A 25,771-nucleotide genomic window follows, 5' to 3' on the forward strand; every position below is an offset into this window, starting at 1 on the left:
CTCCGCGTCTTCGGTGAACCACTTAAGCAGCTTGCGTTCGAATTCGGGATCGCCCGCTTTCGGTGCAGGGTGCTTGTCATCCCACACGGTCAGCTGGTCTCTTGTGAGCGGTTCGTAGTCCTTCTCGATCACCGGCGATGGGAAGCCGAGTTTGAAATGCTTGTTCACGAAGGTGTAGAAGGCGCTGCGGGTGACCGCGTTGTAGTTGTGCGGGAAATGCTCGCCGCGCACGAGCAGCACGTTGTCCTTCTTGCCAAAGGTCGTGTAGAGCTTCTGCAAATCGGGGAAGCCTTTCGTCGCCATTTCCTTCGTCCAGTCGTTCGCAGTGTTCATGCCCTGCGGCTTCGGCGCGAAGAGACCTGCGAACTCGACATTGCCGGTGCCGATGCGCAGCAGCGATGCGTTTTCACACGTGCAGCCGCCTTGCATCGCGGTGCTGACCATCACGCAGGGGAAGGAGAGCTTCATGCGGTCGTCGATGGCCGCGAGCAGCATCGTCTGCGTGCCGCCGCCGCTCGCGCCCGTGATGGCAGTGCGCTCAGGATCGACCTCGGGCAGCGAAAGCAGGAAGTCGAGACCGCGCACAGCATTCAATGTTTGCAGACCCATGATCGATTGCAGATGCGACTCCGCCTGCGGACTGTAGAGACCCCAGTTCTCCGTCGTGTTCATCTCGGGGCGCTGTTTCTTGAACGTGTGCACGATCTCGCGCGAAAACTGGATCGAGTCTGAATCACTCAGCATGTCCCACTGCCACACGATGCAGCCCATGCGTGCGAGTTGCACGCAGAGCGACTGGAAGATGCTCTTCCCGCCGCGCTCGAAACGTTCACCACCCGCGGCGATTTCTGCTCGCACCTTGTCCTCCGTGCCCAGCGAAAGTCGCGCATCCTGCCAGTGACCATGGGCGAACATGATGCCCGGCACCTTGCCTTTGATCTCCTTTGGCTTCCACAGGCTGCCGGTGACGTAGAATCCGGGAGCGCTCTCGAAGTACACACGCTCCACGGTGAATCCGTCGCCTTCAACCTTGCCATGAATGACCGGATTCAGCGGCGTCTTCGTCGGCATCGGCCACAAACCTTCCGCGACGAGGATCTGACGACGCACCTGCTCACGACGCACATCCCATTCGCTCAATGACGAAGGCGGATTGAAGGGAAAGTAGCCGTTCAGGTCCTTCGGCGGTTGAAGACGGATGTCTTCGGCCTGAGCAACGATGGCGGCGAGGAAAGCGAGGAGCAGCGTGTGTTTCATGGTTGGAAAGCGACCGCACACCAACGGTGCGAGCGGGCGAAGTTCATCACGAACGTCGCGAAGTGACAATCCCAATTCCTTCGCGGCTCGTTTGCCCTGTGTTGGCGCCTACGTCTGTGCCGACGGTGCTGGAAACGTCTTTTTGTCCGAGTCGATTTTTGTGCAGCTTGCGATTTGCGGCTGCGGTCCTAGACTCCGCCTCGACACGTTCGGTGGGTTTTAATCACATCACGATCATGAAAACGTCCGGCTTTCTTTCGTTGTGGATGCTCTTGCTGGTTGCGGCGCGGAGCGAGGAGTTGGAAAAGGTCACTCAGCCGGGCATGGTTTCCGGAACGGTGGACATCACGTTCGATTCCCGAACGCGGCTCACCGATGACGGCAGGCCGGAGAAGGGTGCCAAGGACGTGTATGAGATCGCGATCAATGTGGGCAAGACCACCGAGTTCAAGGGACGTGTTGAACGCCAGTCGCTGATAACGAAAAAAATTCTCGGCACCGTGGACCAGCCGGGGCAGCTCTTTTACTCCCTCGATCTGGCGGTGATCAACCCGGTGGACATGACGCAGCGAAAGACCGTGGGCAAGTGGGTGGGCACCGTGCCGATCGATGCACAAGGCGTGCATGAACTGGCGGGCACCGGCGACAGTCCGCAACGCATTCGCGTGGACGCCATCGGCAAGGTGCCCGCGTTCACCGACGATTTTGGCGGTCGCCTTTACGGCAAGGGAAAGAAGACGGACGGCGTGATGTCCTATGTGCGCAGACTGCAGGGCAAGGAGGTCAAGATTCAGGTGAACAACGTGGACCCCATGCGCTTCGAAAACGTGACGCTCGCGATGGGCCCGGCGCAAAGCTATCCGAAGTGCACGGTGAACGGAAACCTCGACTTTGACTATGAGACCGGGAACTGGCTGACCAACGGTCTGCGCTTTCATTACACGCTCAACGGCCGGGATTACGACGACGTGGTGACCGGTTCGATCAAGTGGGTGGAAGATCCGGACCGCTCCACGAATGGCAAAGGACGGTATGAGTTCAACCTGCGCTGGAACGAGGACACGACCCAACCAGCCAGAACCGAGGCTGATGCATTCAAGATCGCCAGCGACGAGGAGGCGTTCTTCGCCATGGACAACAGCGTGCCTTCACTCACCGGCACGGTGACCTACGTGGACACCATGGCGAAAGCGGCGGGCGAGAACTCGGTGACCGCCAGCAAGATCATCTATCAGCTCGATGCGAACCAGCTCACCAAGCAGCAGGTGATGAACTTCATCAAACTGTGGCTCATCGGCATCGGACCGACGAACGACGAGTGACCCGCGTGAGGCCTTCGATTATCCCCAACTCCATCATCCTTCACCGCCATGAATCCAGGACGCACTCCTCTTTTTCGCCAGGTCATGCGCGCGATGCGCGAGGCCTCCATGCCGTACCACACCCGGCGTGACTTTCTTCGTCTCAGCACCGCCGCCGGAGCAGCGGCTGCGTTTGGGTTGCAGGCCCAGGATGCTGAGAAAAAGGAAGGGGTTTCCACGAAGAAAATCGAAGGACCTGTCGCCGTGGTCGGCGGCGGCATTTCCGGACTCACTGCAGCCTACCGTCTCATGCAGGCCGGTGTGGAGGTGCATCTCTACGAGCAGCTCGAACGCTTCGGTGGACGCATGTGGACGAAACGCGACTTCAACAAGGACGGCATGTTCGTCGAGCTCGGCGGCGAACTGGTGGACTCGAACCACACAGACCTCATCGAGTTGGCGAAGGAGCTGGGAGTGGAAATCCAAAATCTCCTGGACGGCGATGCGGGGGTGGAGTTCTTCCACTTTGGCGGGAAGTTTTACACGGATGAAGATGTCGTGGCCGCGTTTGCACCGCTGGCGAAGCAGATCGCGAGGGATGCTGACGGCCTCTATGACGACAAGGAGGAGTTCACGAACAAGGCGAGGCAATTCGACAACGTCAGCCTCAAGGACTACTTCAAGCAGATCGGCGCGGGCGCGGAACGCTGGATCGTGCAGATGCTCGAGGTGGCCTACGTGCCGGAGTATGGGCTCGACGCAGAGAAGCAGTCGGCACTCAATCTCATCGACTTCATCAATCCGGACACCAGCAACGGCTTCGAGATCTTCGGCGAAAGCGACGAGGCCTTTCGCGTCCGCGGTGGCAACGACACGCTGCCCACGGCTGTGCATCGGGCCATTCAGGGCGGGGTGAAACTCAACAGCGGCCACAGGCTGGTGCGCATTGAGGACGAGGGCGAGAAGATCAAGCTCAGCTTTGTCGCCGGATCGAAACTGCTCACGCCTTCCTACGACCATGTCGTCATGGCGCTGCCGTTCACGATTCTGCGCGGTATCGAAGGCGTGAAGGAGCTCAAGCTGGGAGCGGAAAAGCAGCGCGCCATTCAGGAGATGGGCTATGGCACCAACATCAAGGTCATGTACGGCTTTTCCGAACGGCTGTGGCGCACGCCCATGGGAGGTCGCACCGGTTTTTGCAACGGCAGCGTGTATGCCGACAAGAGCTTTCAGACGGTGTGGGAGACCAGTCGTGGACAGAACGGCGGGAGCGGCATCATCACCAACTTCATGGGCGGCAGCGTCGGTGCGCAATACGGACCGGAAAACATTGAGAAGTACATTGCCGAACTCGACACCATCTTTCCCGGCCTCAAGACGAAGCACGATGGCAACAAGGCGATGCTCAACTGGCCGAGCATGAAGACGATGAAGGGCAGCTATTCCTGCCCGCTGGTGGGACAGTACTGCTGGGTGTACGATGCGGCCAGGACTCCCGAACTCGACGGCCGAATGGTCTTTGCGGGCGAACACACCAGCTCCGCATCACCGGCCTTCATGAATGGTGGTGTCGAAAGCGGTAACCGCGCGGCGCGGGAACTGCTGGGCACCGAAAAGAAGGCCTGATCACAATCCTTTCGTCTTGCTGCCCTCGACGACGATCTGCTTCGTGTCCGGGCCCTGCTTAACGAGTTCGCGCTTTGCGCCGCCGCGGGTTTCGGTGAACTGATTGTCGGTGATGGTGATATTCTCCGTGCTGCCCTGGATGTCGATGACGGCGCCGCCTTCAGGCGCATTGTCGATAAAGGTGTTCTTCTCAATTCGGTTGCGATGACCGGCGAAGTCGGGGCCGCGTTCGGGGCGGAAGAGGACGCCGTTGAGCTTACTGTCGCGGATGATGTTGCCGGTGATGAGGTTGTCGGTGTCGCGATGGCCGATGGAGATGCCGAGGCGGTTGCCTTCAATCGTGTTATGCTCGGCGAGGCCGTATTTGACGCCCCAGCAGAAGAAGATGCCGATGTCGTTGCCGCGCAGGGTGTTGTTGCGGATGATGGGACGTTGCGAGCCGCTGCCAGGATGCAGGCCAAGGTTCTTGTTGTTCTCGCTGATGCAATTTTCGACCACGACGTCGTGGCAGATCTGCCAGGAGATGCCATCGCCTTGATTATTGCGGGCGGTGACGCCGCGAATCTGCACGCGGTTGCAGTCCTGCAGGAAAATGCAGCCGGCGTAGTTGCCATCGAGCTCGGCGTTGTGCTCGCGGTTGCCGTCGAGCACGAGGTTCTCGATGCGCAGGTCGTTCACAAACTCGCCGCTGAGGAGCGGGAAGAGGGTGGAACACGTCGCGTCGTTCATCTGCCACAGGTTTTCACGCAAAGGCTTGTCGAGCTTGAAGCGGTTTCCGCTGCGCGCCACCAGCGTACGTTTGATCACCGTCCGGCGCCCTGACTTCGCATCCTTCGCCCGCAGGCAAACGCCATCGCCCACGCGAAAGCCCTTCGCATCGTGCAGGGTGATCTCCTGGTCATACCAGTCACTGTCGAGCTTCAACGGCGTGGTGGTGGACGGCTCCTTGATGAGCAGCGTTTTCTCGCCCTCACCGATGAGGTTCACGCCGCTTTGCAAATAGACGGCGTTTCGGAGTCGATACGTTCCCTCTTTGATGCGCACCGTGCCGCCACCGAGTCGCGCCACATGATCCACCGCCGCCTGAATGGCCCGCTGGTCATTGCCGACGATGTCTGCGTCTTTTGTGCCAACGGTGATCGTCAATGCCTCCTCCCACTTCGGCTGCACTGCCGTGTCGCCGCTTGTCTGGCGAGGAATCGTGACCGCGGGGCGATCTGCGGCGAGTGCGCTCGTGGCGACCAATAAGAGAAGAAGCGATTTCATCGGATGATTCTATTTGGAGAGTTTATCCAGCACGTTCTTCGTGATGCGCACGACGGTGACGTCATTTCCCTGAAGACCATGGGCCCAGTCGGTGGTGGCGGCGGTGAAGACGGTGCCGTTGTTGGTGTAGGCGCCGAGGCAGGCGACGCCGGTGCGGCCGATCTCCCATTTCTCATACCACTCGACGTCGTCGGGGTGCCAGCGCACGGGGCAGGTGCCGAGGACTTCGAAGCTCTTGGGCGTGCCGTCTTTGTGAGTGGCGAAGGGAAGGCCGTTCTTCCATTCGAGTTCGCAGCCGTCGCACTCGTAGCCGACGATGGTGTCCTTGCCGCCGAAGCGATCGCCGCGTTTCAAGCCGGTGCCTTCGAAGATCCAGTGGTCGGGGCGATGCACAATGAAGGAGGCGTCGCCGTCCATGAACTGGCCGTGGCTGCGCATGTAGCCGCCCCACAGGAAGCCGACACCGGTGAGTTCGTTCTCGGGACGCTTTAGCAGGTGATGACTCCACGCGGTGCTGAGGAGTTTGAAGTCGCGCGTCTGGAAGACGGGATCGAGGTGGTAGTTCTGCTTGCAGCAGGTGAAGGCGCGGCCGTTGTCCTCGGCTCGCACCTGCCAGCAGCAGGTGTTGCCGCTGAAGAAGGCCACGTTGCCGCCCTTGGCGATCCAGGCTTCCAAATTATCGCGCATCGGCGTGCTCCAATACTCATCGTGACCGACGCTGAGGACGATTTTGTAGCTGGCGAGAATCTCCGGGTGGAATTCGAGATCATCGTTGGCGGCGAACTCAAGCGGATAGCCGTTGGTCTCCGCCCATTTTACAAAGGGATGCTCCCAACGACTGAACTGTGACGGGCCGGGGCGCTCAAAGCTTACGCGATGTCCTTGGTTGTTTGAAAGGCTGTTGTAGGCATACACGGAGAAGCCGCCCCAGTTGTTGTAGGCGTTGTAGGTGTTCGTGCAGAGTTGCAGAAGGATCTTCGAGGTGCTGCCCGGCTTCGCCTGCCTGACGATGAAATGAGTGCCGCTGCTGGCCGTGCGTGCCCCACGATGCGTCCACTTGCCGCCGGTGTCGGCAGCACGCAGCGCGACCTCATAGTAGCCGCTCTTCCAGTCCGCGCCGACGGGCACGCGCACGCTTTCCGGCCATCGGCAACCGTTGGCGCTGGCGTCTTCAGGCACGGGATAGGCCGCGCCGGGAACGTCCGACTTCTTCCAGACGACTTCGCGTTGAGCGCCGAGTCGTGCGACTTCGATCTCATACTTCGCCGCCGTGGTGCTGACGTGAACCGGCATCTCCTCGCCTTGAGCGACACTGCGCTGGCCGGCATAACCTTCGATGAAGAGAGCCACCGGATCGGCGGCGTGGAGAGATGAGACAGCGAGGAGGAGAGCAAGTGGTCGTAGCATGGAGCGCCTACGGCGCGTTCGGCCCTATACTTTCAAGACGTCCAGTCACTGCTGGACGGTCGTCATACGACTCAATAAAAGCCGACGCGATATCCACTCCACGTTCTAATTCACGGCTGCTATGAACTCAGCTGCGTTTGCGACGGAAAATCAGCAGAATTAAACCAGCAGATGTCAGCAGCATTCTCGATGGCTCAGGGGCCGCGGCAACTGCCTGGATGGACAGGCCCATCGAGGTGTTTGCATCCACGGACCAAGATTCTGGTGTTCCACTGTTCACGTTACGGGTGGCTAACGCGCCGATGCTCCAGCCAGGATCGCTGATTTCCGTGGGATTGCTGGTGGTGCGCCATGCATAACCGGTGTTTGAATTCGTGTGAGGTACGCTGGCAACAACCCAGTACTGAGTGTTGGCGCTGAGGGTATAGGGGGAACTGGTTGTGTAGGTGAAATTGCCGTCAGGCGTAGGGAATGCAGTGCCTAGGAATGAAACGCCCAGATCTGTCCCTGGGGCGTTGGTAGCATCACTGTAGAGGCTCACGCCAAACCCACCATTATTGAAGGTTGATCCACCAATAAGCAGAGTGACACTCTCAAGGGAGAGCCCATCGGAGCCTGTGGTGAACGAGCCCGCCACATCACGTCCTAGCCCGGCGGGCGAATCATAGACATTGTATGTTCCATCGAATAGGTTCCCAAGATTAGTAACCGTTGTGGCAGCAGAGGACGTGCCTGTGCTGATGAGCGACATGAGTAAAATGGAGGCCCCGATTACTCGCGCTTTTTTGGCGAGAGTGAACATCCGCGAACTTCCTCTAAGGAGATCGTTTTGTTTAGTCATATATTAGATTGCTTGTGTTGTAGCGTTCCAAGTGACAAACGAAATAAAATTAGAAATGACGCGCTGCGTCAATCAAAAATATTGCCGCCCATCCGGAATTCCCGGGGAAGGTGCTTGCCTGATGTCGAATATATCGCGCAGGAAGACACTCAGCCGCTCACTGCTCCGTTTCCGCCAACTTTGCGGCTTCGCGTTTCAGAATGCGGCCGACACGATGCTTGGCCAGATAGACCTGGGCGGCGTTGACGCCGAGTTCCTTCTTCACGCGTTCGGGGCTCCAGCCTTTGAGCACGTAGCAGGAGAAAATCTGGAACTGGCGTGGCGAGACAAGCGCACGCACACGGCGCAGCGCGATGTCCATCACCTTGTCCTGCCATTCTTTTTCCCAGAGTTTCTCGAGGGCGACACCGTTCGGATCAGCGCAACGATCAATCGGCGCGGTGCGGCGTTCGTCGGTTTCGTCCGCGTAGAGGTTGGCCTCGCGGCTCTGCTGCTTCTTGCGGCGTCGGAACTGGTCGAGGATGCGCCATCGGGCCTGATTGAGGAGGAAGGATTTGAAGGAACCGAGGCTGGTGTCGAATTTCTTTTTCTGCAGGTTTTTTGCCACCCCGATGAAGGTTTCCTGCACCACATCGTTGGCCTCGTCGTCGCTCAGGCCGGTCTTTCGGGCGACATGGAAGACGAAGCCGGAGTAGGTCCGGTAAAACTCGTCCCAACTGGCCCAATCGTCCCAATTGTCGAGTTTCTCGATCAAGGTTTTCCGGGTCGGGGGGGATCCGGAGGTCTCCTTGAGGAGTTCTTCAGTTTCAGCGACTTTGGGGACGTCGGACATGCGGGGCAGCAATAGTAACGGCGGCAGCGTCGGAGGCAATGAGGTTTTGCCTTCCTTTCGATAGATCACCGTTCAGCAAGGCGTATTGCATGGCCCCCAAAAAATACCAATCCCGGCCCAACCACCCCGATGCCGGTCAGATCTCCTATGCCAAAATCTCGCTTTTTCCAGCCCGCCGCCGCGTTTCTCACGCTGCTTGCCCTGGGAACGAGTGGCTGCTCCACAGGCTTTTATAAGAAGTGGGCGGACAAGGAGGTTTTTGGCCTGCTGCGCAAAAAGGCCAGCAAAGTGCCCAATTCCGGGCAGGCTTTTCTCGACATCACACCGCCTCCGCCGGTGAAGATGGAGGAGCTTCGGAAGAATATGGAGACGGTCGAGTTTCTCGGAGAACGGGCTTATCTTGAAAAGGATGCCCGCGTCATCGGGCTCGGTGAAGCGCTGAACTTTGCAGTGCACCGGAACCGGAGCTATCTGCTACAGAAGGAGGTGGTGTACCTCGCGGCGCTGAACCTCACGCTCACACGGCAGCAGTTCGGGCCAATCATGTCTGGAGGAGGTTCTTCCACGCTGGCGAGTACGAAAGTCCAGACAGGGGTGAACAACCTCGTGCGGACGTCGGCGCTGACTTCCACCGGAAACCTGGGTTTGTCGGCACTCACTCGCACGGGAGCGCTTATCGCGACGAACCTCACGACGAACTTCGTGCGCTTCTTCACGGGCGGCGCGGATTCAGGCGTCACACAACTCGGTTTCTCGGTGACGCAGCCGCTGCTCAGCGGGGCCGGCTACCTTTCGGCCTCGGAGTCGCTGACTCAAAACGAGCGTACGGTGCTGTATGCGATCCGGTCCTTTGCGCAGTATCGTAAATCCTTCGCGGTGGATGTGGCGACGCAGTATTTCCGGACGATTCAGACACGAGAGTCGGCAAAAAACGCTTACCTTGGCTTCAAGGCTTTCAACTTCGTCGTGGACCGCGAAACGGCGATGCAGAAGGAGAACGCAAGCACCAAGTCCTCACTCTATCGTCTCTCCCAGCAGCGGATCGTGTTCAACCGAAGCTGGTTGAACGCAATCCGCAACTACGAGCAGGCCTTGGACGATTTGAAAATCCAGATGGGCCTTCCTGTGACAGAACGCATCGTTCTGGACTACAAGGACATGCATGATCTCGAGGTCATTGATCCCACTGGCACGCTGGATGAGGCTGTGACGACCGCGCTCACGGCCCGATTGGATGTGTGGAATTCACGTGATGCCGTGGAAGACGCGAGCCGAAAAGTTCTGATCGCCAAACAGCAGACGCTTCCCGCGGTGAACTCACTGGTGTCCTACAATATCCTCGACAACCCGAGCCGGAACGATTTTGCGCTCGTCCCGCGCAATCGCGGCACCAGCATGGGCCTGAACACCGATTTGAACCTCAATCAGAAGCCCGAACGCAACACGCTGCGATCGGCGACGATCGCCGAGCAGCGCGCCCGCCGTGAACTCGAACTGGCGGAGGAGAATGTGAGGAGCGACGTGCGAACCGGTTGGCGTGACCTGGAACTGGCACGCAAACAGTATGAGCTGGCCAAACGAGGCATGGAAATCAGCTCGGCGCGACTCGAACTCGAAGAAGCATTCAACGCTGAGGGCCAGGGCACGGCGATCAACCTCGTAGACGCCCAGCGTGACATCAACACCACTCGTGACCTCATGGTCGCCACCACGATCAACCACACTCTTGTTCGCCTGCAACTCTGGCGGGACATGGGCATCCTCTTCATCGAGAAAGACGGCACGTGGGTGGACGTATTGAACAAGGAGAAAGCCAAAGGCGAATGAAGAAGGGAAAATCCATCAAGGGAATCATCACCATTGCAGGCATTTGTGTCGCGGTCCTGGCCGGATGGTGGCTCATGTCCGGTGGATCGACGCAGGCCGACCAGGTGCCCACATTCATCGTTCAACGCGGACCATTGGAGATCAATGTGCTTCAAGGTGGCGAAATCCGCGCCCTGCAGAACGCCGAGGTCAAAAGCGAGATTGAAATTCCGACCAAGATCCTGAGCCTCATTCCCGAAGGCTATCTCATCACCGATGAGGATGTGAAGGAAGGCAAGGTGCTGATTGAACTCGACAGCACGGACCTGAAGACGCGCATTCAAAGCCACGAGATCGAGTTCCAGACGACCGTGTCGAACTACATCGACGCGGATGAGAACCGCGAAATCCAGAAGAGCGAAAACCAGAGCCTTGTCCGGGACACGAAACAGACGGCTATTTTTGCGCTGATGGACTTTGAAAAGTATCTTGGCCGTGATGTCACCGCCTCCATTCTGGACACTGCCGGGCTGCCCAAGGACGTGGAGGCTTTTGAAAAATACTCGGACGTGCTCGAGACCCAGGCGAACACGCCGGTGTCGGCCGATGTGGCCAAGACCAAGGCATCCGCGAGTGAGAAGCAGCCCGGAAAGAAGGCGGCAGTGGTCAGGACAGAAAGTGAAATCATCGACTTCGCACCATTTTTGGACCAGAAGACCCAGAGCGACGGTGAGGCCCAGCAGAAACTTCGTCAACTGGAGGACGAATTGCTGCTGCACCGCTCCGAACTCGCTGTGGCGAAGCAGAAGGTCGAATCCTCGTCCCGTCTGGCCGACAAGAAGTTCATCACCTCGGCGCAGCTTGAGAATGACCAGGTGACCTTTGAAAAGGTGTCGCTGTCTGTGAAGACTGCGGAGACTGCACTGTCGTTGTTCAAGAAATACGAGTTCAACAAGCAGTGCTCCACTCTCATCGCCGCGTATCGGGAGGCGCTGAACAAGCTGCAGCGCACGATCCGTTCCAATCGTTCTCGCATGGCCCAGGCGGAGACGCGTTTCATGACGGCCAAGCGGCGCTACGAGATGGAACTGACGCAGCGCGAGGGGTTGGAGCACCAGCTCAAAGCGTGTGTCATCAAGGCCGCGCAGCCCGGCCTCGTCGCCTATGGGGATCTGAACGCCGGCTCAAGCTACAACTACAATTATCCGATCGAGGAAGGCGCCACCGTGCGCCTCCGCCAGACGATGCTCACGATTCCTGACATGAGCCAGATGGGCGTGAAAGTGAACGTGCATGAATCGCAGATCAAAAAGGTGCGCATTGGTCAGCCGGTGAAGGTGCGCGTCGACGCGGAACCAGGCAAGGAACTCGACGGACGCGTGGCCGAACTGGCCATTCTGCCTGACTCCAGCAGCAGCCGATACACTCCCAATTTGAAAGTCTATCCCTGCATCATTCACATCAATGGCTATCATCCGTGGATGAAGCCCGGAATGAACGCCAAGGTGGAGATCATCGTGGACCAGCTCGCCGATGTGATCTATGTGCCCGTGCAGTCCGTCGAGGTGGAGCAGGACCATCACTTCTGCTACATCAACAACAGCGGCAGTCTTGAACGCCGGGAGATCAGCACAGGCCTGTTCAACGATGAATTCATCGAAGTGCGCAACGGTCTTGCTGGAGGGGAGGCGGTGGCGCTGGCCTTGCCGAAGAAGTCTGAAGTGGATTTGAACGGTGGACGGCCGGTTCCTGCCGGGGCGGCGCCTTCGGGTGATGCGCCGAAGGCCAAGCCAGTTAAACCGAAGGAAAAGAACGTTGCTGTGGCACAACCGTGATGCCCGCCGCTGATCCCATCATCCAACTGGTGGACATCCGAAAGAGCTACCAGATGGGAGACCTGACCCAGCATGTGCTCCAGGGCGTCTCGCTCTCCATTTACCCGGGAGAATACGTCTGCATCATGGGGCCTTCAGGTTGCGGCAAGTCCACGCTGTTGAACGTGCTCGGATGTCTCGACCAGCCAACCTCCGGCGACTACTTTCTCGGCGGGCAGAACGTGGCGCATCTCAACGACGACGATCTCTCGGCCGCCCGAAACAGAAACCTCGGGTTTATCTTTCAAAGCTACAATCTTATTCAGCAGCTAAGCGTCATCGAGAACATTGCCGTGCCAATGTATTATGGTGGCGCCAAAGAGGCTGACATGATCGAAACGGGCACCCGTCTGGCCTCCCAGGTCGGGCTTGATCATCGCTTGTATCACAAGCCCAACGAACTCTCGGGCGGTCAGCAGCAACGCGTCGCCATTGCACGGGCGTTGTCGAACAATCCGCTCGTCATTCTGGCGGATGAGGCCACGGGAAATCTCGATTCAAAGTCGGGAAAGGAAATTCTCGATCTTTTCGACGAGCTCAATCAGCAGGGCAAGACCTTGGTCTTTGTGACGCATGACGAGCGCATGGTGGAGCGCTGCACCCGCATCATTCGCCTTCGGGACGGTCTGATTGAGCACGATCAGGCTGGCGCCAAGGCCGGCCGTCTGCGCGGCAAGGTCATTGGGGAACACTACGCACCTGCGGCTTGAGCCGAGATTTTCGGGAGCGCCAAAAGAGCGGTGGCTTTTTCAATCCGCAGGGCAATGATCCCTGCTATGGCCCAATACACGGTTCAGCCCGGCGACAATCCTTCGAAAATCGCGAAGTCCTTTGGCATGACGCTCGCCCAGTTTCAAAAGTTGAACCCGGGGCTTGTCGAGTGGGGCACGGGAAATTGGAAGGTGTTGTTTCCCGGGCAGATCGTAAATGTGAACGGCGTCGTCACCGGTGTGCCGCCCGAAACAGTCGCGTCTGCGCCGACGAGTTTCGCCGCACCGCCGCCGTGGATGCAGATCGCCATCATGGAGGTTGGAGTTCAGGAGTGGTCGCAAGGCGACAACCCGCGCATCCTCGAGTACCTGAGGAGCTGCGGCATCAGCGGGAGCTTGCTGCACGATGAGACAGCCTGGTGCGCGGCCTTTGTTAACTGGTGTGTGCTGCGTTCGGGCTATCGGCCTCAGGGCAGCGCCAAAGTTTCGGATTGGTGGGGCTGGGGACGTCCCGTGGCCGCGACCTATGGTGCGATCTGCATTCTCCAGCCGCTGACAACGGATCAGGCCAGCAGCGGCCACATTGGTTTTCTGCATGCGCTGGATGCGACGAATGTCTGGCTGCTGAGCGGCAACTCCAAGAATCAGGTGCGCATCTCCGCCTATCCGAAGAGCAAGCTGATCCACAATGCGCCTTATCGCTGGGCGTTTTGACCAGACTGTTGAAGCGATCTCAGGGATCTTTGGGGGCTCGCATAAGTTCAAGCAGGCGTGCCCGGTCTGTTGTGGGCAGAGCCTTGGGCTTGGTGGCCGGTGGAGAAGCTGGTTTGGAGACGGGCGGATTCGCTTTAGGTTTTACTGCCGATGGGGCTGTCTTGGACGTGGACTTTGAGGCGACTGACTGAGTTGTCTTCTTTGGTTCGCGGCGTGAGGAGGGCTTTGCTTCGATGACCGGCTCCTGTGTGGTGCTGATGGTGGTTTCCTCGAGCTTGGAAGGCTTCTGTTGGTCGCTTTCGGCGGCGATCGTGCGAACGAGGTGAGGGCCTTCCGGTTTGATGGCTGTTCCGTCGATGATGATCTTTGTGGAGTCGTCTTTTCCAATGTAGAGCCGGTCGTTTTTCTTCACTACGGCCTCGCCGTGCACTTCGGCGAAGTTGGGAGTGATGACGATGGTGGAGGCTTTTGCGTGGATGGGAGGATTGGATTCTTTGAGCAGCAGCGCTCCACCGCTGGCTTGATGGGTCTCGCGGCCAAACTCGTCGAGCGTGGTGACAATTTCATGCGCGAACAAATGAGCTGCTCCTGTGGTGCGCGTGGCAGGGTACTGCTGCTGAAGCGCGTCAGTCGAAAGCTGAAATTCGGGTGGCGCGGGAACCGGAGAATGAACACAGCCGCAGAGACTGAGGGCTGCTACGAAGAGGCAGAATCGATAGGGCGACATGGGCGGTGACGCGGAGTCTCGGTGGTTATTTTCCTGTGCGGAGATAGGCCACGATGTCCGCGACATCCTGCGCGGTCAGGCCGAGCTGCGTGGCGCTCAGCATCATGCTGCGGTCGAGTTTGCGGCGGCTTTTGATGCGGGATTTGGCCACGTATTGATTCTGTCCACCCATGCTTCGGACGATCATGATGTCGCCTTCGGTGAGGATCATGCCGTCGATGGTGACACCATCCTTGGTGACGATCTCCTGGCCGTCGTAACCATGCGCGATGTCTTTGCTGGGATCGATGAGTGCCTGGGCGATGATCTCGGTCGGCTGACTTCGCCCCCAGCCTTCGAGACTGGGGCCGAACTCGACGCCCTGGCCGCCGATTTGATGGCACATGACACAGCGTGTGACGAGCTGGGCACCGTTCGTTGTATTGCCCTTCAATCGGAGAACCTCATCAAGTGTCACCGTGCTGGGAATGGCGGCCGGGGTGACAATGGTGACGAGCTTGGCGTTTTCGGGATCGAAGATACCTTCCTTCTTCAGTTCTTCAGCGATGCCGAAAGCAGACCAGTCGTCGGTGCTGCGCTTGATGAGCCACCACATGACGTCGGTGTGAATGGGGGAGTCCTTGTCCTTCGCCAGGGCGAGCACTGCTTTGGCCGCACCGGCTTCTGGAATGAAAGCAAGTGTGTCGAGCGCCAGCTTGCGTTGTTCGAGCGTGAGTTTGGGGTTGGTGGCACGCTGCTGCAATTCAGGAACAGCTGCGGCGGGGTGCAGACGCCAGGTGAGATGCGCGAAGCCCTCGCTCCAGTCGCCGTCGGAATGGAGTTCGTTCCAGACCAGCTCCTCTTTGCCTTCGCAGCCGATGCCCCAGGCTTCGAGCAGAGAGCGGTCGCTGCCGTCGATGTGACGAGCGAGGTGTGCGAGGATGGGCACGCTGCGTTTTGCAGGCACATCGCGCAAGGCGACGGCGACTTCGCGGCGGACCATGGGGGACTGATCAGCAGCCATGCTGGAGATGAGATCGAGGCCGTCGTTGGTGGCGGCGCGGATCGCGCGCAGGGCAACGAGACGTTTGGTGGCGTCGTCGGACTCGAGCCAGTAGCGCGCGGCGGTCAGCCCCTTTTCACCAAGCTGTGTGGCGAGCCAGACGGCACGGGAGGCGATGTAGGGATTGGCGTGGCCACGCAGTTCGAGCACCTGCGGCAGAACTGCTTCGCCAGCTTCCTTCAAACGCCGGAAGGCGACGTGGCGGACATTGATCGCTGAAGATTGGAGTGCGGCGATCTGGCCTTCGACCGTGTCCAGCTTGAGACCGGGAACCTGGGGTTTGAAGCCCTTCGGCGCGATGCGGTAAATGGTGCCGCTGCAGGTTTCATCGGTGTCCTGATGGCCTCCTGTGCGTTTGTCGAACCAGTCGCTGACATAAATCGCACCATCGGGGCCCACGCAGACATCGGACGGGCGGAAAAGTGTTTTGCGGTCGTCAGAGAGATTGTTGGCGCCGCCGACGAAGTCACTGCCCTTGAACACGCCTGTGGTGTTGGTGGTGCAGAAGTCGAAGCGCTCGAGCTTGAAGCCTGCGCCGTCAGGTTTCGGCAGATAACCGAAGACAACATTGCGTCCCGTTTCGCAGCTCAACAGCAGGCCGTTCCACTTGTCACCCAGCGCGCCATTTTCATAGAAGCACATGCCAGTGGGAGCTCCACCGCCATAAACGTCTCCTGCGGGAATGCTGCCCGGATCATCTTGGCGCCATTCAGCGGTGGGAATGTCCTGGCCAGGGCGCTTGTCGGCACGCCACTGGCGTTTGCCGTCGCGTGAGAAGAATCCGAAGCTGCCGCCTTCGATGAGATGGCTCACCCGGCAGGCTGGCGGATCATCATTGTCGTTCAGAAACATGTCGCCGAAGGAGGTGCGCACACCTTCGAAGCTGTTGCGGTAGTTGTAACCGAGGATGCGCGCGTTGTGGCCGTCCGGATCAACGCTGGCGGTGAAACCTCCGACATAAACATGACCGTCGTCGCTCTTCGCGCCGGCATACGGATTGTTCAGGTAGGCACCGCCGATGCGGAAGGTGTTCCCGCTCTTATCGCTGAACTCTGCGCCGCAGTTGCCGTTGCTGAAATAAAGGCGGCCGTCGGGACCGGCGTAAACGCTGTGAAGACTGTGGTCGTGCTGCGGTTGTTCGAAACCGGTGAGGAAGACCTCACGCTTGTCCACGGTCGGATCGAACTTCAGGTCACGGTTCACATCCGTGTATTTGATGATGTTCGGCGTGTTGGAGACGAAGACGACGTTGTCGAACACGGCCACGCCGAGCGGGCATTCGAGTTCCTTCTCACGCACGAAGACATGGCTGCTGTCACAGACGCCGTCGCCATCGGTGTCCTGCAGCACACGAACACAGTCACCTTCGCGGCTGCGGCCGCTGTGGCGGCGATAGTTGACCCCTTCGGTGACCCAGATTCGTCCCATGTGGTCGACGTCCATGTTGGCCGGATTGAACAGCTGCGGCGATGTGGCCCACACAGTGATTTCGAGACCTTCGGGTACTTTGAACGCTGCGGGTTCGAGGTGATCGGGTGTCACTTTTGACGGATCAAAGGCCGGCACCGCGGGGTCGGGAGTGAAGGCGGGCTTTCCTGCGACAAACGGTCCTTTTTCTTTTTTTACCTTGGTGACTGGCTTTTCCGGCTTGGCAGCGAAGAGGAGGAGCGGTGCGGCTAGCGCGAGTGTGAGGAGGAGGTTTTTACGGCTGGTCATTGTTGGGGAGCGAAATGAACGGGAAAAATGCAGTGATCTTGCCGACCACTCATCCCGCGTCTGCAGAGCCTCACTAGCGGCTACACCTGTGCCTTAGTTTTGCCGGTAGATGACCACCACAGCGGACGACGGTCCGGTCGGAGAAAAATCATTGCCGAAACCGACCGTCTGCATGTTGGCAGCTTCGAGACCGAGTTCGATCAGGCGCTGGCGCACCGCGAGGGCGCGGCGGTCGGAAAGGGCGCGGGCGTGATCTTGAGGAAGATTGGGAGGAGCGTAGCCAGCGATCAGAAGACGAGTCTTTTTGTTTGGTGACACCTCCTGGGCAACACCATTGAGGGCATGTTCATGCGCCGGGGTCAGTCGGAAGTCATCCTCGCCGAACACCAGCGCAGGGCAGGCGGGTTTGAGGTTCGTACTCAACGGAGAGGTGTAGCCATCGCGGGGCCCCAGGGCGTAAACAACCGCTTCGTCAGCCGGATTCTTCAGAAACGACGGCATGGGAACGCTGCTGCAGGAGGCGAGAACGAAGCAGGGGACAAATGCAGTCGAAAGTGCGGAGAGAGCTGTCTGGCAACGGGTCATTCGAGTTTCGTCAGTTTCTAACGCATCCAGCGGGGTTCGGTGATCTGGCCATATCCTCGCACGATCGACCTACGGTTGCCGCTTCGGAGATCATGCACGAACAACTCGCCGTGCTGCACATAGGTGATGAAGTGTCCGTTGGGGCTCCACGACGGATGCTGGGCGCCGCCGGCCTGCAGCACGCGGACGCTGCCGTTGGGGTAGGGTTTGATCGCGACGGTCCACTCACCGTTCTTGCGGGTGGTGAATGCGATGTATCTGCCGTCTGGAGACCACTCGGGATCGGTGCAGAAGTGGTAGCCGGTGCGCCAGCGGAACAGGCGTGACGACTCGCCCTCTTTCTGCGGCACTTCGACGATGTAGAGCTTCGGACCATCTCCCTCATCATTGGAGAAGACAATCTGCCGCCCGTCAGGATGCCATGACGGGCCCGAAGGTGCTCCGATGGAATCACTCACACAGGCGGCGGTGTTGGTGTTCAGATCGCTGACAAATATTTCGGGATTGCCGATGAAGCTCATGACGGCCGAGAGGTGAGTGCCATCGGGTGAAAATGCGGAACCAAAGCTGCTTCCAGGGGTGTCGGTGACACCACGCTCCCAGCCGAGATTCAGGTCGAGCAGACGAATGATGGGAAAGCCGCTGCGATAGCTGGTGAAGGCGATCATGGATGAGTCTGGCGAGAGCGAGGGGGCCACTGCGCCGAATTTGTCATGCGTGACCTGATGCACTTCACCACCGTCGGAGTCACAGATGTAAATCTGGCGTTTCCCGGAGCGATCACTCACAAATACAATGCGGCTGGTGGCGAGGCCGGGCCTGCCGGTGATCGTGTAGATCACATCATCGGTCAGCGCCTTGAGGTTTTCATCGAGCCCGGGAGCCGCGTAACTGCGCTGAAAGAGTTCCTTGCCTTTCGCATCACGGAGCTTGCCGGTGACCCGTCCTCCAATGGAAGAACCCTCCACCGTGAAATCGATTTTTTCATCGGCTCCCGCGACGAAGAACTCCCGCGATTCGAGCAACTCTTTCCGAAGCGCTTTCTGTGCGCTGGCGCCGGTGCCTCCGCTGAACGAGCCGATGCGGATGCGCGGCATGACCTTCTCCGGTTCCTGGATTGACTCTTCTTTGCCACCCAGTCCCATCCAGCCTCGCAGAGTGTCGAGGACGCCAGCCTCCACCCTGGTGCCGTCGCAGACGGCGAGGGTCAGAAGCAGTAGGAAGGTGCGGGCGTTCATGTTCGGGTGTCAGGGCAGCAGGAGAAAACTCAACTCCAGATCGTAGCTGTCTTTGGAGTATTTTGAAGGAAGTGTCGTCGAAATTTTTTTCACATGAGCGGATGCCTCCAGGATGGACTGGTCCAGGACATGCGACCCGGAGAATTTGCTCATCTGTGATTTCAACAGAGTGCCATCCTTGCCGATGGAGATGCTCAACCGTCCTTCACGCTGGCCGTCTGGCACGCTGTCGAGCGGGGGGGCGGTCCAGGCGGCGAGGAAGGCCGCGTTCACCGCCTCATCCACGCCGTCGAGACTGACCTCCTCCATCTGCAGATTCTCTTTTTCGGGCACGGGAACTGGCGATGCAGGGCGCAGGGTGTTGAGACGTGCGATGTCCAGCAGTGTGGGGCTGGCCATCGGAGGGGCGGGGGCGCCGACAGCGGGGGGGACCGTGCGGCGTTCCTGAGCCCGACGCAATGTGATGCTTCGATTGGCGGAGAGTTTCGCTGTCGAAGTGGTCTGGGCAAACAACGGACTTCCTGCGGTGTTGGGCACCGGTTCCATCTGGTGCTGCGGTGCCGGACCGGCGACCAAGGTGGCCTTCTGCACCGGAGGATCGTCGGTCTTCTTCACGCTCGGTGCGGAAGCTGTCGGGGCTTTCTTTGCTGACGTGGCGATGGTTGGATTTGTGGGCGGAGGCGGCTGCGACAGTTGGGATTTAAAATCGCCTGGCGTCATCCACTGCAGTCGCGCCTCAGCGGAGCGGATACGGCCAGCGCCGGTTTCCTGCCACCACCACCACACGCCAAAGGCTGCGGCCAGATGCAGCGAGACGATGACAAACATCGCCGCTGAGATCGGCTCCAGCGTGGGGGGGCGTCTGCGGTTCATCCGGAATCAAGGTTCGTCTGTGTGAGTCGTGACGGCGGTCTTTCGGATGCCGGCAGTTTCGAGCATCTGCATCGTGTCCACCAACTGCTGCACCGGCAGATCACGATGCATACGCACCTCGATGCCGATGTTGGGCCTGTTTTCCGCGAGCTGTTTCAGCGAGGCTGGCAGGTCGGCACGTGCGAGCATGGCGCCGTTGAGTGTGACCGACTGGTCGCGATAAACGGTGAGAGCCATCGATTCGGCCGGTGCAGAGGGTGGGGCTGACTGCGAAGCCGGTGTGCTTTTCGAGGCTTTGAGCAGTGGCACCGCCAGCAGAAACACGAACAGCAGTACCATCACCAGATCCATCATTGGGGTGACGTTGATCTCCGTGATGAGACGGAGCTGATGCCGGTTCGAATGGCGTTTCATGCGCGGACAGGGGCGGCGTGCATCGCCGAGGGCAGGGGGGAGGAACTCGCTCCGCTGAAGGCGGGCATGGAAGGGCTGCCAAGGGCGCCCATGCTGGGCAGGACTTCGTTGCTGAACCGGTGATCCACAAAGGTGCGGTCGAGACCGGCGCTCAGTTCACTGGCAAAGTTGTCGAGGCGAACCACCATGCCACGGATGCGGTTTACCAGGGCGTTGTAGCAGATCATGCTCGGTAGAGCCACCAGCAGGCCCAGCACCGTGGTGACGAGTGCAGTGGTGATGCCCGGGGCCAGTGTGGCCAGGTCGGCGCTGCTACCAGTCGTCGTGAGCTGGCTGAAGGTGTCGAGGATGCCCCACACCGTGCCGAGCAGACCCAGAAAAGGGGCTCCTCCCAGTGCTGTGGCCACCCAGCTCATGCGTGCTTCGAGGCGCAGGGCCGCTTCAGCGACACTGCGTTCCATGGCTGTCTGCACGGCACCCATTTGAGAAGGGGTGATACGTCCGGCTCCCTGCAGCCGGGCCGCAAAGGTAGTCCCCGGCTCATCTTCTCCGAGAAGATACCACGCCATTTCGCGACAGGCCGCATGATAGATGTGGTAGTAAGAAGAGAATTCGTGGTGCTCCCGCTTTTGGAACAACTCCAGCGGGTGATTGCTCTCACGATACTCGCGTGCGAAGGACAGGTTCGCACGATGCACGCGGGAAAGAAGGAAGTGTTTGCTCAGGATCACCGCCCAGCTGATGATGGAAAGAAGCGCCAGAATGCCGCAGATGATCCAGCAGGTCAGCGTGCTGTGTTCGAGACCATATTGCAGGCCGGGAGAGAGAAAGGATTCCATGGGCGGCATTGCGAAGAGAAGGGGGAAGCTCCCGCTAGTTAAAAGACCTTAATAGTCCGGCGTCAACTGACGAGTGCTGGGAGAATGCGGCAGGAACGACTGTCTTGGCGAGGTGAGAAGTTTCCCCGGCTCACCGAAGAACGAACTTGTCAAACCGGTCAGACTTGCTCGGGTCATTCGCTCCTGCATCCCAGCCTAGTCCTATGATTTTCGAACTGTTCCTCCGCCTTCGGTTTGTGCATGTCGCCGGTTTGTTCCTGCTCGGGTTTTGCCCGGTCGCTTCCATTCAAGCCGACACCCTCTACTCGCAGTCCACTCCGTCGGGAGGAAGCGCGACAGTGATGCCTTTCCCTGAGAGCATGACCATGCTCGATTGGATTAGCGCAGGCGGGCCCGGAACGCAGGTGCAGCCTTTTTTCGTCTCCGGGCAAAACTACATCATGAACTCGATCACGCTTCAGATGGGCGATGCGGTCAGCACCTTGGGCGGATTCGACGTGAGTCTCAGAACGGCCGGCGCGAATGGGCTCGGGGGCACTTCTTTGAGTCTCGTGCAAACACTCGCGGGTTCATCGAACCCGGCAACAGCCGGGTCCTACACCTACACAGGGCAAGTGCCGCTGTTCGCAGGCACCGGCTATTGGGTGGTGGCGCAGGTCGGTTCGGGTGGGGGGACCTATTTGTGGAGCGGTTCAACGGAGGGGGGGCGGATTTTGGTCACTCCCAATGGGCCGATTGCCGCTCCAACTCTCGGACCACTGGACCTTAGCAATGTGCTCCTCTTCAATGGTGCACCCGGTGGATTGATCTTTTCCGTTGATGTGACGCCGGTGGATCTTGCGGGTGGCCTGCAACTGGCCAATCTCATGTCGCTGACTCTGCAAACGGGTGGTCAGGCCATTCTCGGGGATCTGAACAATCATCTCTTCTTCCTTCTTGCGGGTGCCGTAGAGGAAGAATACGACGGCAGCATTGCTGCATCGCTCGATGACGGTGTGATCGTGGGGCAGGGGGATGGTCCCGAAAGTCCGATCGGAAAGCGGGTGAGCCGCTCCCGGCAGTGGGAGCTCTTCACCACGGTGAACTACGGTTACTTGAATCTGAACGCGATGAGTGGACAGGCGGGTGTGCGGGTGGACTCCTGGGCGCCGGGCATCGGCATCGAGCGACATCTCGCTCGCGGGCTGACCCTTGGGTTTGCCGCCTCGTTCCTGTCGAGTCATCAATCGTACGGGAACGGTCTCGGCACCTTGAATCTCGATGGCCCCGCACTTTCAGCCTATGTCTCCTACGCGCGCCGGAACTTCTGGGGCAGCCTGCTGTACAGTTTCGGCACCTACGACATGGATTCGACACGCAACCCTGGTGCAGGAATTCCACTGGCCTACGGCTCGACGCGTGCCTATACCAACGCGGTTCAGTTCAACACCGGATGGAATTTCCGTTTTCAGAACAACACACTCGTCACCGGCCCCTATGCCGGCATCGACTGGCTGCATGGCTCCATTGACAGCTTCAGCGAGACGGGCGGTGGCATTGTCGGATTGAATTATGCCAGCCAGAGCTTCGACTCGCTGGTGACACGTGTGGGCTGGTCTCTTTCCAAGAAGATTCGCACCGACCGGGCCACCCTTACGCCTCAGGTGCGTCTGGGTTACGAACGTCAGAACCTCAACAACAACGGCACCAGCGTGCAGGCCATCAATGCGCCCTTCAGCCTCAGCGGCGGCAATCAGAATCCCGGGCAGGATTACATGGTGGCGGGCGGAGGTGTGAACGTGGCATTCAACGACAGGTTCAGTTTACTGCTGAACTATCAGGGCCAGTTCTTCCGCAACAACATGCAGGCGCACTTTGGCGGTGTGCGTTTCAGTTACAGGTTTTAGCGAAGGCGGCAATGGCTTCTCTGCGAGCGGGGCTTTGCCGTTTGTCCGGCATTCATCTCGGAGAGAGTCGGTGTCATTCGGGAGTGATAGACCTGCAAACTCAGGCTGGTCCGAAAGTGTTTGAAGAATCGGGTTAAGGTCTGGAAGCCGGAGTAAAACTCTCGCGGATGGACGACGGTGGCATCGCGAGGTGTTTTAGGCACATCCCATCTCGACAAGCCACGGCCCTTGGGCTGTAATTCCATTATTCCAACCTCCTTCATGCAGTCTTCGTCACGCACGCCGCCGGATATCCGCGATCATGAGACCCTCCGTCTCATTGGCCACGGGGCTTTTGGGGAAGTTTGGCTGGCGAAGAGTGTGACCGGAGTATTCCGGGCGGTGAAAGTGGTGTGGCGCGAGGACTATGACCGGCCGGATTCGTTTGAGCGCGAGTTCGAGGCGATCAAACGTTTCGAACCGATTTCACGCCGACATGAGGCGCTGGTGCCGATCCTGCAGGTGGGGCGGAATGATGAGGAAGGCTTTTATTACTATGTGATGGAGCTCGCGGATGATCTGGAACGCGGGCGTGACATTGACCCTGAGACCTACAAACCTCACACGCTGGGCTTGCAGATGAAACGGGACAAGTGCGTGCCTGCGGAGAAGTGCATCAAGCTGGGGGCGACGATTGCGGAGGGGTTGGATTATCTGCACCGCAATCAGCTGATCCATCGGGACGTGAAGCCGTCGAACCTGATTTTTATCGATGGCATCTGCAGACTGGCGGATATCGGGCTGGTGGCGCTGCTTGGGCAGCGAAGTTTTGTGGGCACGGAAGGGTTCGTTGCACCCGAAGGACCGGGCACGGCTGCGTCGGATATTTTTTCTCTGGGCATGGTGCTGTATGAGGCGAGCACCGGGAAAGACCGGCTCGATTTTCCTGACCTGCCCTCCTGCACCGACTCGGGTGCGAGTTTGGAGATGTGGCGTCGGCTGCAGGATGTGGTGTGCACCGCCTGTGCACCGAAAGCGAAGGGTCGCTTCATCAATGCGCGTGAGATGGCGCTGGCCTTGCGCGGTGAACCCCTGCCGTCGTCGCGTCGATTGCTCTGGACGTGGGTGGCGGTGGGATCCGTGGCTTTGCTGCTGGCGGTGGGGTTTGGCATGTGGCTGGCTCAGAATCGACGCGCCAGAACGCTGATGGCGATGAACAATGATGTGCCGCGGCTCAAAATTGTGACGACTCCGCCGGGTGCGGTGGTGTTTGCTGGAGAGGACCAGCTGGGGGAGACACCTCTGGAACTCAATCCTGCGGAGGGGGTGCCGGTGATCTATCAACTGCGCCTTCCAGGGTACAAGCAGATCGAGATCGAGCACATTGCGCAGGATGAGAAGCCGGCGGTGTTCGATCTGAAGCTTGAACCGTCGCGTCTGCCGCAGAAGGGTGAGCGCTGGGTGAACAGTCTCGGCATGGTGTTCAAGCCGGGAGCGGGAGGACATATCAGCGCGGAGCCGGTTGAGATGAAGTTTTTCCGCCGCTTCCTTGAGGCCACCGGGCGTTCGTTTGAGGGCAAAGTGGTGCGTTTTCAGCGCGGGAAGGATCAGGAGAGTGCCTATCTCGTGGTCGTGCCGGACGGAGACGCGGAGGCATTTCGCTATTGGCTGACCGATCGTGATCGCAGCGAGGCCTACCTGAGCCAGGAGCATCGCTACGAGGTGGAACCGTTTTATTTTGTGGAGAGCGGCCAGTCGGCGACGGATGACATGCCGGATGGTAAAGATGTGGAGGGGGAGCAGTCCGAGGAGAAAAACTGGCGGGCGTTTCATCTCCGAGTCGAGCGGCAGACCTATGGCAGCGTGATCGTAAACAGCCAGCCGGAGAAGGTGCGGGTGTTTCAGCACGATCAATTCCTCGGTGAGACGCCGCTTGAACTGCCGCGCGTGCGCACCGGTCCGGTGGAGTTTGAGCTGCGGGAGGAGGGCTTCGCCGACGTGGTGCTCGAAGGAGAGGTGAAGGAAGGCGAACAGGCGGAATTGTTTGCCGACATGCAGACGCGCAAGGCGGTGACCTTCGGGCGGCAGTGGAAGGCGAACAGTCTGGGGATGAATTTTGTGCCACTGGGCGATGTGATGTTCTCTGCGTGGGAGACGCGTCATCGTGACTATCTGGAGTTCTGCAAGGCGACACCGGCACGACGTCCCGGACGTGTGGATGCGAGCGGGAAGGGGGGGACGCTGCCGGTGGTGGGCGTGGATCGAAACGAAGCGCGAGCCTTCTGCGCCTGGCTGACGGAGCGCGAACGTAATGCCGGCCTCATCGGCGCGAAGGATGTGTATCGTCTGCCGACGGATGAAGAATGGAGCCGTGCGGTGGGCCTGCCGCTCGAGCGTGGTTCGACGCCGGAGGAACGCAACGGTCGCATCCGCGGTATTTATCCGTGGGGGTTCGACTGGCCGCCGCCCGCGGACGTGGACAACCTCGCGGACATCAACGGCGCACGCAAAGCGAGCCTCGACAACGTGATCCCCGGTTACGAGGACAAGTTTCCATTTCTGGCGCCAGTGACGGCGCTGCGTCCGAATGAGCGCGGCATCACCGGGCTCGCGGGAAATGTTTCTGAATGGGTCGACACGGATTACGAACCGGTGCCCGCCGCGAAAGAAGGCGAGCAGCCGAAGCCGGTGCTCGGAACAACACGCGGCGGCAACTGGCGCACGGCTTCACAGGAAGAGCTGCTGGCCTCCGCGCGCATGCCTGTGCCACCGGAGACACGGCGGAACATGATCGGCTTCCGTGTGGTGCTGGCGCGCGGGAAATAGCAAGCCTCCACT

20 protein-coding genes are annotated in these 25,771 nt (G+C 59.3%); 8 read left to right on the forward strand and 12 right to left on the reverse strand.

Going from position 1 to position 25,771, the window contains the following annotated elements; translation table 11 throughout:
• The coding region (locus KDL09_RS03470; RefSeq protein ID WP_294381347.1) for an acetylxylan esterase at window positions 1–1,257 on the reverse strand (1,257 nt) is incomplete at its 3' end.
• Window positions 1,258–1,493: 236 nt separating this feature from the next.
• Here KDL09_RS03470 and KDL09_RS03475 point away from each other — a divergent pair.
• Both KDL09_RS03475 and KDL09_RS03480 read left to right on the forward strand, forming a co-directional pair.
• Window positions 1,494–2,579 (forward strand): hypothetical protein, encoded by a 1,086-nt coding sequence (locus KDL09_RS03475; RefSeq protein ID WP_294381350.1) that lies wholly within the window; start codon window positions 1,494–1,496, stop codon window positions 2,577–2,579.
• Window positions 2,580–2,627: 48 nt separating this feature from the next.
• Window positions 2,628–4,184 (forward strand): NAD(P)/FAD-dependent oxidoreductase, encoded by a 1,557-nt coding sequence (locus KDL09_RS03480; protein ID WP_294381353.1) that lies wholly within the window; start codon window positions 2,628–2,630, stop codon window positions 4,182–4,184.
• On the opposite strand, the gene KDL09_RS03485 is transcribed toward KDL09_RS03480, so the two are convergent.
• The 4 genes from KDL09_RS03485 to KDL09_RS03500 all read right to left on the reverse strand — a co-directional run bounded on the left by KDL09_RS03485 (window position 4,185) and on the right by KDL09_RS03500 (window position 8,530).
• On the reverse strand, window positions 4,185–5,450 hold the full coding sequence (locus tag KDL09_RS03485; RefSeq protein ID WP_294381358.1) for a right-handed parallel beta-helix repeat-containing protein: 1,266 nt from the start codon (window positions 5,448–5,450) through the stop codon (window positions 4,185–4,187).
• Between the two features lie 9 nt (window positions 5,451–5,459).
• Window positions 5,460–6,857 (reverse strand): N,N-dimethylformamidase beta subunit family domain-containing protein, encoded by a 1,398-nt coding sequence (locus KDL09_RS03490; RefSeq protein WP_294381360.1) that lies wholly within the window; start codon window positions 6,855–6,857, stop codon window positions 5,460–5,462.
• Between the two features lie 127 nt (window positions 6,858–6,984).
• On the reverse strand, window positions 6,985–7,659 hold the full coding sequence (locus KDL09_RS03495; RefSeq protein WP_294381362.1) for a choice-of-anchor R domain-containing protein: 675 nt from the start codon (window positions 7,657–7,659) through the stop codon (window positions 6,985–6,987).
• Window positions 7,660–7,855: 196 nt separating this feature from the next.
• On the reverse strand, window positions 7,856–8,530 hold the full coding sequence (locus KDL09_RS03500; RefSeq protein WP_294381365.1) for a sigma-70 family RNA polymerase sigma factor: 675 nt from the start codon (window positions 8,528–8,530) through the stop codon (window positions 7,856–7,858).
• Window positions 8,531–8,677: 147 nt separating this feature from the next.
• On the opposite strand from KDL09_RS03500, the gene KDL09_RS03505 reads away from it, so the two are divergent.
• The 4 genes from KDL09_RS03505 (at window position 8,678) to KDL09_RS03520 (ending at window position 13,634) form a co-directional block, all read left to right on the forward strand.
• Entirely contained in the window at window positions 8,678–10,357 is a 1,680-nt protein-coding gene (locus KDL09_RS03505) for a TolC family protein (protein WP_294381368.1), read from the forward strand.
• Window positions 10,354–12,171 (forward strand): efflux RND transporter periplasmic adaptor subunit, encoded by a 1,818-nt coding sequence (locus KDL09_RS03510; RefSeq protein ID WP_294381370.1) that lies wholly within the window; start codon window positions 10,354–10,356, stop codon window positions 12,169–12,171. Before KDL09_RS03505 ends, KDL09_RS03510 begins: the two co-directional genes overlap by 4 nt.
• Window positions 12,171–12,920: an ABC transporter ATP-binding protein gene (locus KDL09_RS03515; protein WP_294381486.1), complete on the forward strand. Its 750-nt coding sequence runs from the start codon at window positions 12,171–12,173 to the stop codon at window positions 12,918–12,920. The genes KDL09_RS03510 and KDL09_RS03515 overlap by 1 nt, the downstream gene beginning before the upstream one ends.
• A gap of 66 nt (window positions 12,921–12,986) precedes the next feature.
• On the forward strand, window positions 12,987–13,634 hold the full coding sequence (locus KDL09_RS03520; protein ID WP_294381373.1) for a LysM peptidoglycan-binding domain-containing protein: 648 nt from the start codon (window positions 12,987–12,989) through the stop codon (window positions 13,632–13,634).
• A 19-nt stretch (window positions 13,635–13,653) separates the two neighbouring features.
• Here KDL09_RS03520 and KDL09_RS03525 read toward each other — a convergent pair whose 3' ends face one another.
• The 7 genes from KDL09_RS03525 to KDL09_RS03555 form a co-directional block, all read right to left on the reverse strand.
• Window positions 13,654–14,361, reverse strand: a complete 708-nt coding sequence (locus KDL09_RS03525) for a hypothetical protein (protein WP_294381376.1) — start codon at window positions 14,359–14,361, stop codon at window positions 13,654–13,656.
• Window positions 14,362–14,386: 25 nt separating this feature from the next.
• Window positions 14,387–17,119, reverse strand: coding sequence for a PVC-type heme-binding CxxCH protein (locus KDL09_RS03530; protein WP_294381379.1), 2,733 nt, complete (start codon window positions 17,117–17,119; stop codon window positions 14,387–14,389).
• Window positions 17,120–17,212: 93 nt separating this feature from the next.
• Window positions 17,213–17,620, reverse strand: a complete 408-nt coding sequence (locus tag KDL09_RS03535; protein ID WP_294381380.1) for an OmpA family protein — start codon at window positions 17,618–17,620, stop codon at window positions 17,213–17,215.
• Between the two features lie 101 nt (window positions 17,621–17,721).
• A complete protein-coding gene (locus tag KDL09_RS03540; RefSeq protein ID WP_294381383.1) occupies window positions 17,722–18,942 on the reverse strand; it encodes a DPP IV N-terminal domain-containing protein in 1,221 nt (406 codons plus the stop codon).
• Window positions 18,943–18,951: 9 nt separating this feature from the next.
• On the reverse strand, window positions 18,952–19,815 hold the full coding sequence (locus tag KDL09_RS03545) for a TonB C-terminal domain-containing protein (RefSeq protein WP_294381386.1): 864 nt from the start codon (window positions 19,813–19,815) through the stop codon (window positions 18,952–18,954).
• 6 nt (window positions 19,816–19,821) lie between these two features.
• Window positions 19,822–20,229 (reverse strand): biopolymer transporter ExbD, encoded by a 408-nt coding sequence (locus tag KDL09_RS03550; protein WP_294381389.1) that lies wholly within the window; start codon window positions 20,227–20,229, stop codon window positions 19,822–19,824.
• A complete protein-coding gene (locus tag KDL09_RS03555; protein WP_294381391.1) occupies window positions 20,226–21,068 on the reverse strand; it encodes a MotA/TolQ/ExbB proton channel family protein in 843 nt (280 codons plus the stop codon). The genes KDL09_RS03550 and KDL09_RS03555 overlap by 4 nt, the downstream gene beginning before the upstream one ends.
• 203 nt (window positions 21,069–21,271) lie before the next feature.
• On the opposite strand from KDL09_RS03555, the gene KDL09_RS03560 reads away from it, so the two are divergent.
• Window positions 21,272–22,954 carry an autotransporter outer membrane beta-barrel domain-containing protein gene (locus KDL09_RS03560; RefSeq protein ID WP_294381396.1) on the forward strand — a complete coding sequence of 561 codons (1,683 nt, stop codon included), beginning with the start codon at window positions 21,272–21,274 and terminating at the stop codon, window positions 22,952–22,954.
• A 261-nt stretch (window positions 22,955–23,215) separates the two neighbouring features.
• Entirely contained in the window at window positions 23,216–25,759 is a 2,544-nt protein-coding gene (locus KDL09_RS03565; RefSeq protein WP_294381398.1) for a bifunctional serine/threonine-protein kinase/formylglycine-generating enzyme family protein, read from the forward strand.
• The last annotated feature ends 12 nt before the right edge of the window (window positions 25,760–25,771 follow it).

Source organism: Prosthecobacter sp. (assembly GCF_020439865.1).
Taxonomy (GTDB): Bacteria; Verrucomicrobiota; Verrucomicrobiia; order Verrucomicrobiales; family Verrucomicrobiaceae; genus Prosthecobacter.

What these genes read in the sequence shown, in the direction of transcription:
- KDL09_RS03475 (WP_294381350.1), top strand. Translation starts at nt 1,494, where the DNA reads ATGAAAACGTCCGGCTTTCTTTCGTTGTGGATGCTCTTGCTGGTTGCG.
- KDL09_RS03480 (WP_294381353.1), top strand. Translation starts at nt 2,628, where the DNA reads ATGAATCCAGGACGCACTCCTCTTTTTCGCCAGGTCATGCGCGCGATG.
- KDL09_RS03485 (WP_294381358.1), bottom strand. Translation starts at nt 5,450, where the DNA reads ATGAAATCGCTTCTTCTCTTATTGGTCGCCACGAGCGCACTCGCCGCA.
- KDL09_RS03490 (WP_294381360.1), bottom strand. Translation starts at nt 6,857, where the DNA reads ATGCTACGACCACTTGCTCTCCTCCTCGCTGTCTCATCTCTCCACGCC.
- KDL09_RS03495 (WP_294381362.1), bottom strand. Translation starts at nt 7,659, where the DNA reads ATGTTCACTCTCGCCAAAAAAGCGCGAGTAATCGGGGCCTCCATTTTA.
- KDL09_RS03500 (WP_294381365.1), bottom strand. Translation starts at nt 8,530, where the DNA reads ATGTCCGACGTCCCCAAAGTCGCTGAAACTGAAGAACTCCTCAAGGAG.
- KDL09_RS03505 (WP_294381368.1), top strand. Translation starts at nt 8,678, where the DNA reads ATGCCAAAATCTCGCTTTTTCCAGCCCGCCGCCGCGTTTCTCACGCTG.
- KDL09_RS03510 (WP_294381370.1), top strand. Translation starts at nt 10,354, where the DNA reads ATGAAGAAGGGAAAATCCATCAAGGGAATCATCACCATTGCAGGCATT.
- KDL09_RS03515 (WP_294381486.1), top strand. Translation starts at nt 12,171, where the DNA reads ATGCCCGCCGCTGATCCCATCATCCAACTGGTGGACATCCGAAAGAGC.
- KDL09_RS03520 (WP_294381373.1), top strand. Translation starts at nt 12,987, where the DNA reads ATGGCCCAATACACGGTTCAGCCCGGCGACAATCCTTCGAAAATCGCG.
- KDL09_RS03525 (WP_294381376.1), bottom strand. Translation starts at nt 14,361, where the DNA reads ATGTCGCCCTATCGATTCTGCCTCTTCGTAGCAGCCCTCAGTCTCTGC.
- KDL09_RS03530 (WP_294381379.1), bottom strand. Translation starts at nt 17,119, where the DNA reads ATGACCAGCCGTAAAAACCTCCTCCTCACACTCGCGCTAGCCGCACCG.
- KDL09_RS03535 (WP_294381380.1), bottom strand. Translation starts at nt 17,620, where the DNA reads ATGCCGTCGTTTCTGAAGAATCCGGCTGACGAAGCGGTTGTTTACGCC.
- KDL09_RS03540 (WP_294381383.1), bottom strand. Translation starts at nt 18,942, where the DNA reads ATGAACGCCCGCACCTTCCTACTGCTTCTGACCCTCGCCGTCTGCGAC.
- KDL09_RS03545 (WP_294381386.1), bottom strand. Translation starts at nt 19,815, where the DNA reads ATGAACCGCAGACGCCCCCCCACGCTGGAGCCGATCTCAGCGGCGATG.
- KDL09_RS03550 (WP_294381389.1), bottom strand. Translation starts at nt 20,229, where the DNA reads ATGAAACGCCATTCGAACCGGCATCAGCTCCGTCTCATCACGGAGATC.
- KDL09_RS03555 (WP_294381391.1), bottom strand. Translation starts at nt 21,068, where the DNA reads ATGGAATCCTTTCTCTCTCCCGGCCTGCAATATGGTCTCGAACACAGC.
- KDL09_RS03560 (WP_294381396.1), top strand. Translation starts at nt 21,272, where the DNA reads ATGATTTTCGAACTGTTCCTCCGCCTTCGGTTTGTGCATGTCGCCGGT.
- KDL09_RS03565 (WP_294381398.1), top strand. Translation starts at nt 23,216, where the DNA reads ATGCAGTCTTCGTCACGCACGCCGCCGGATATCCGCGATCATGAGACC.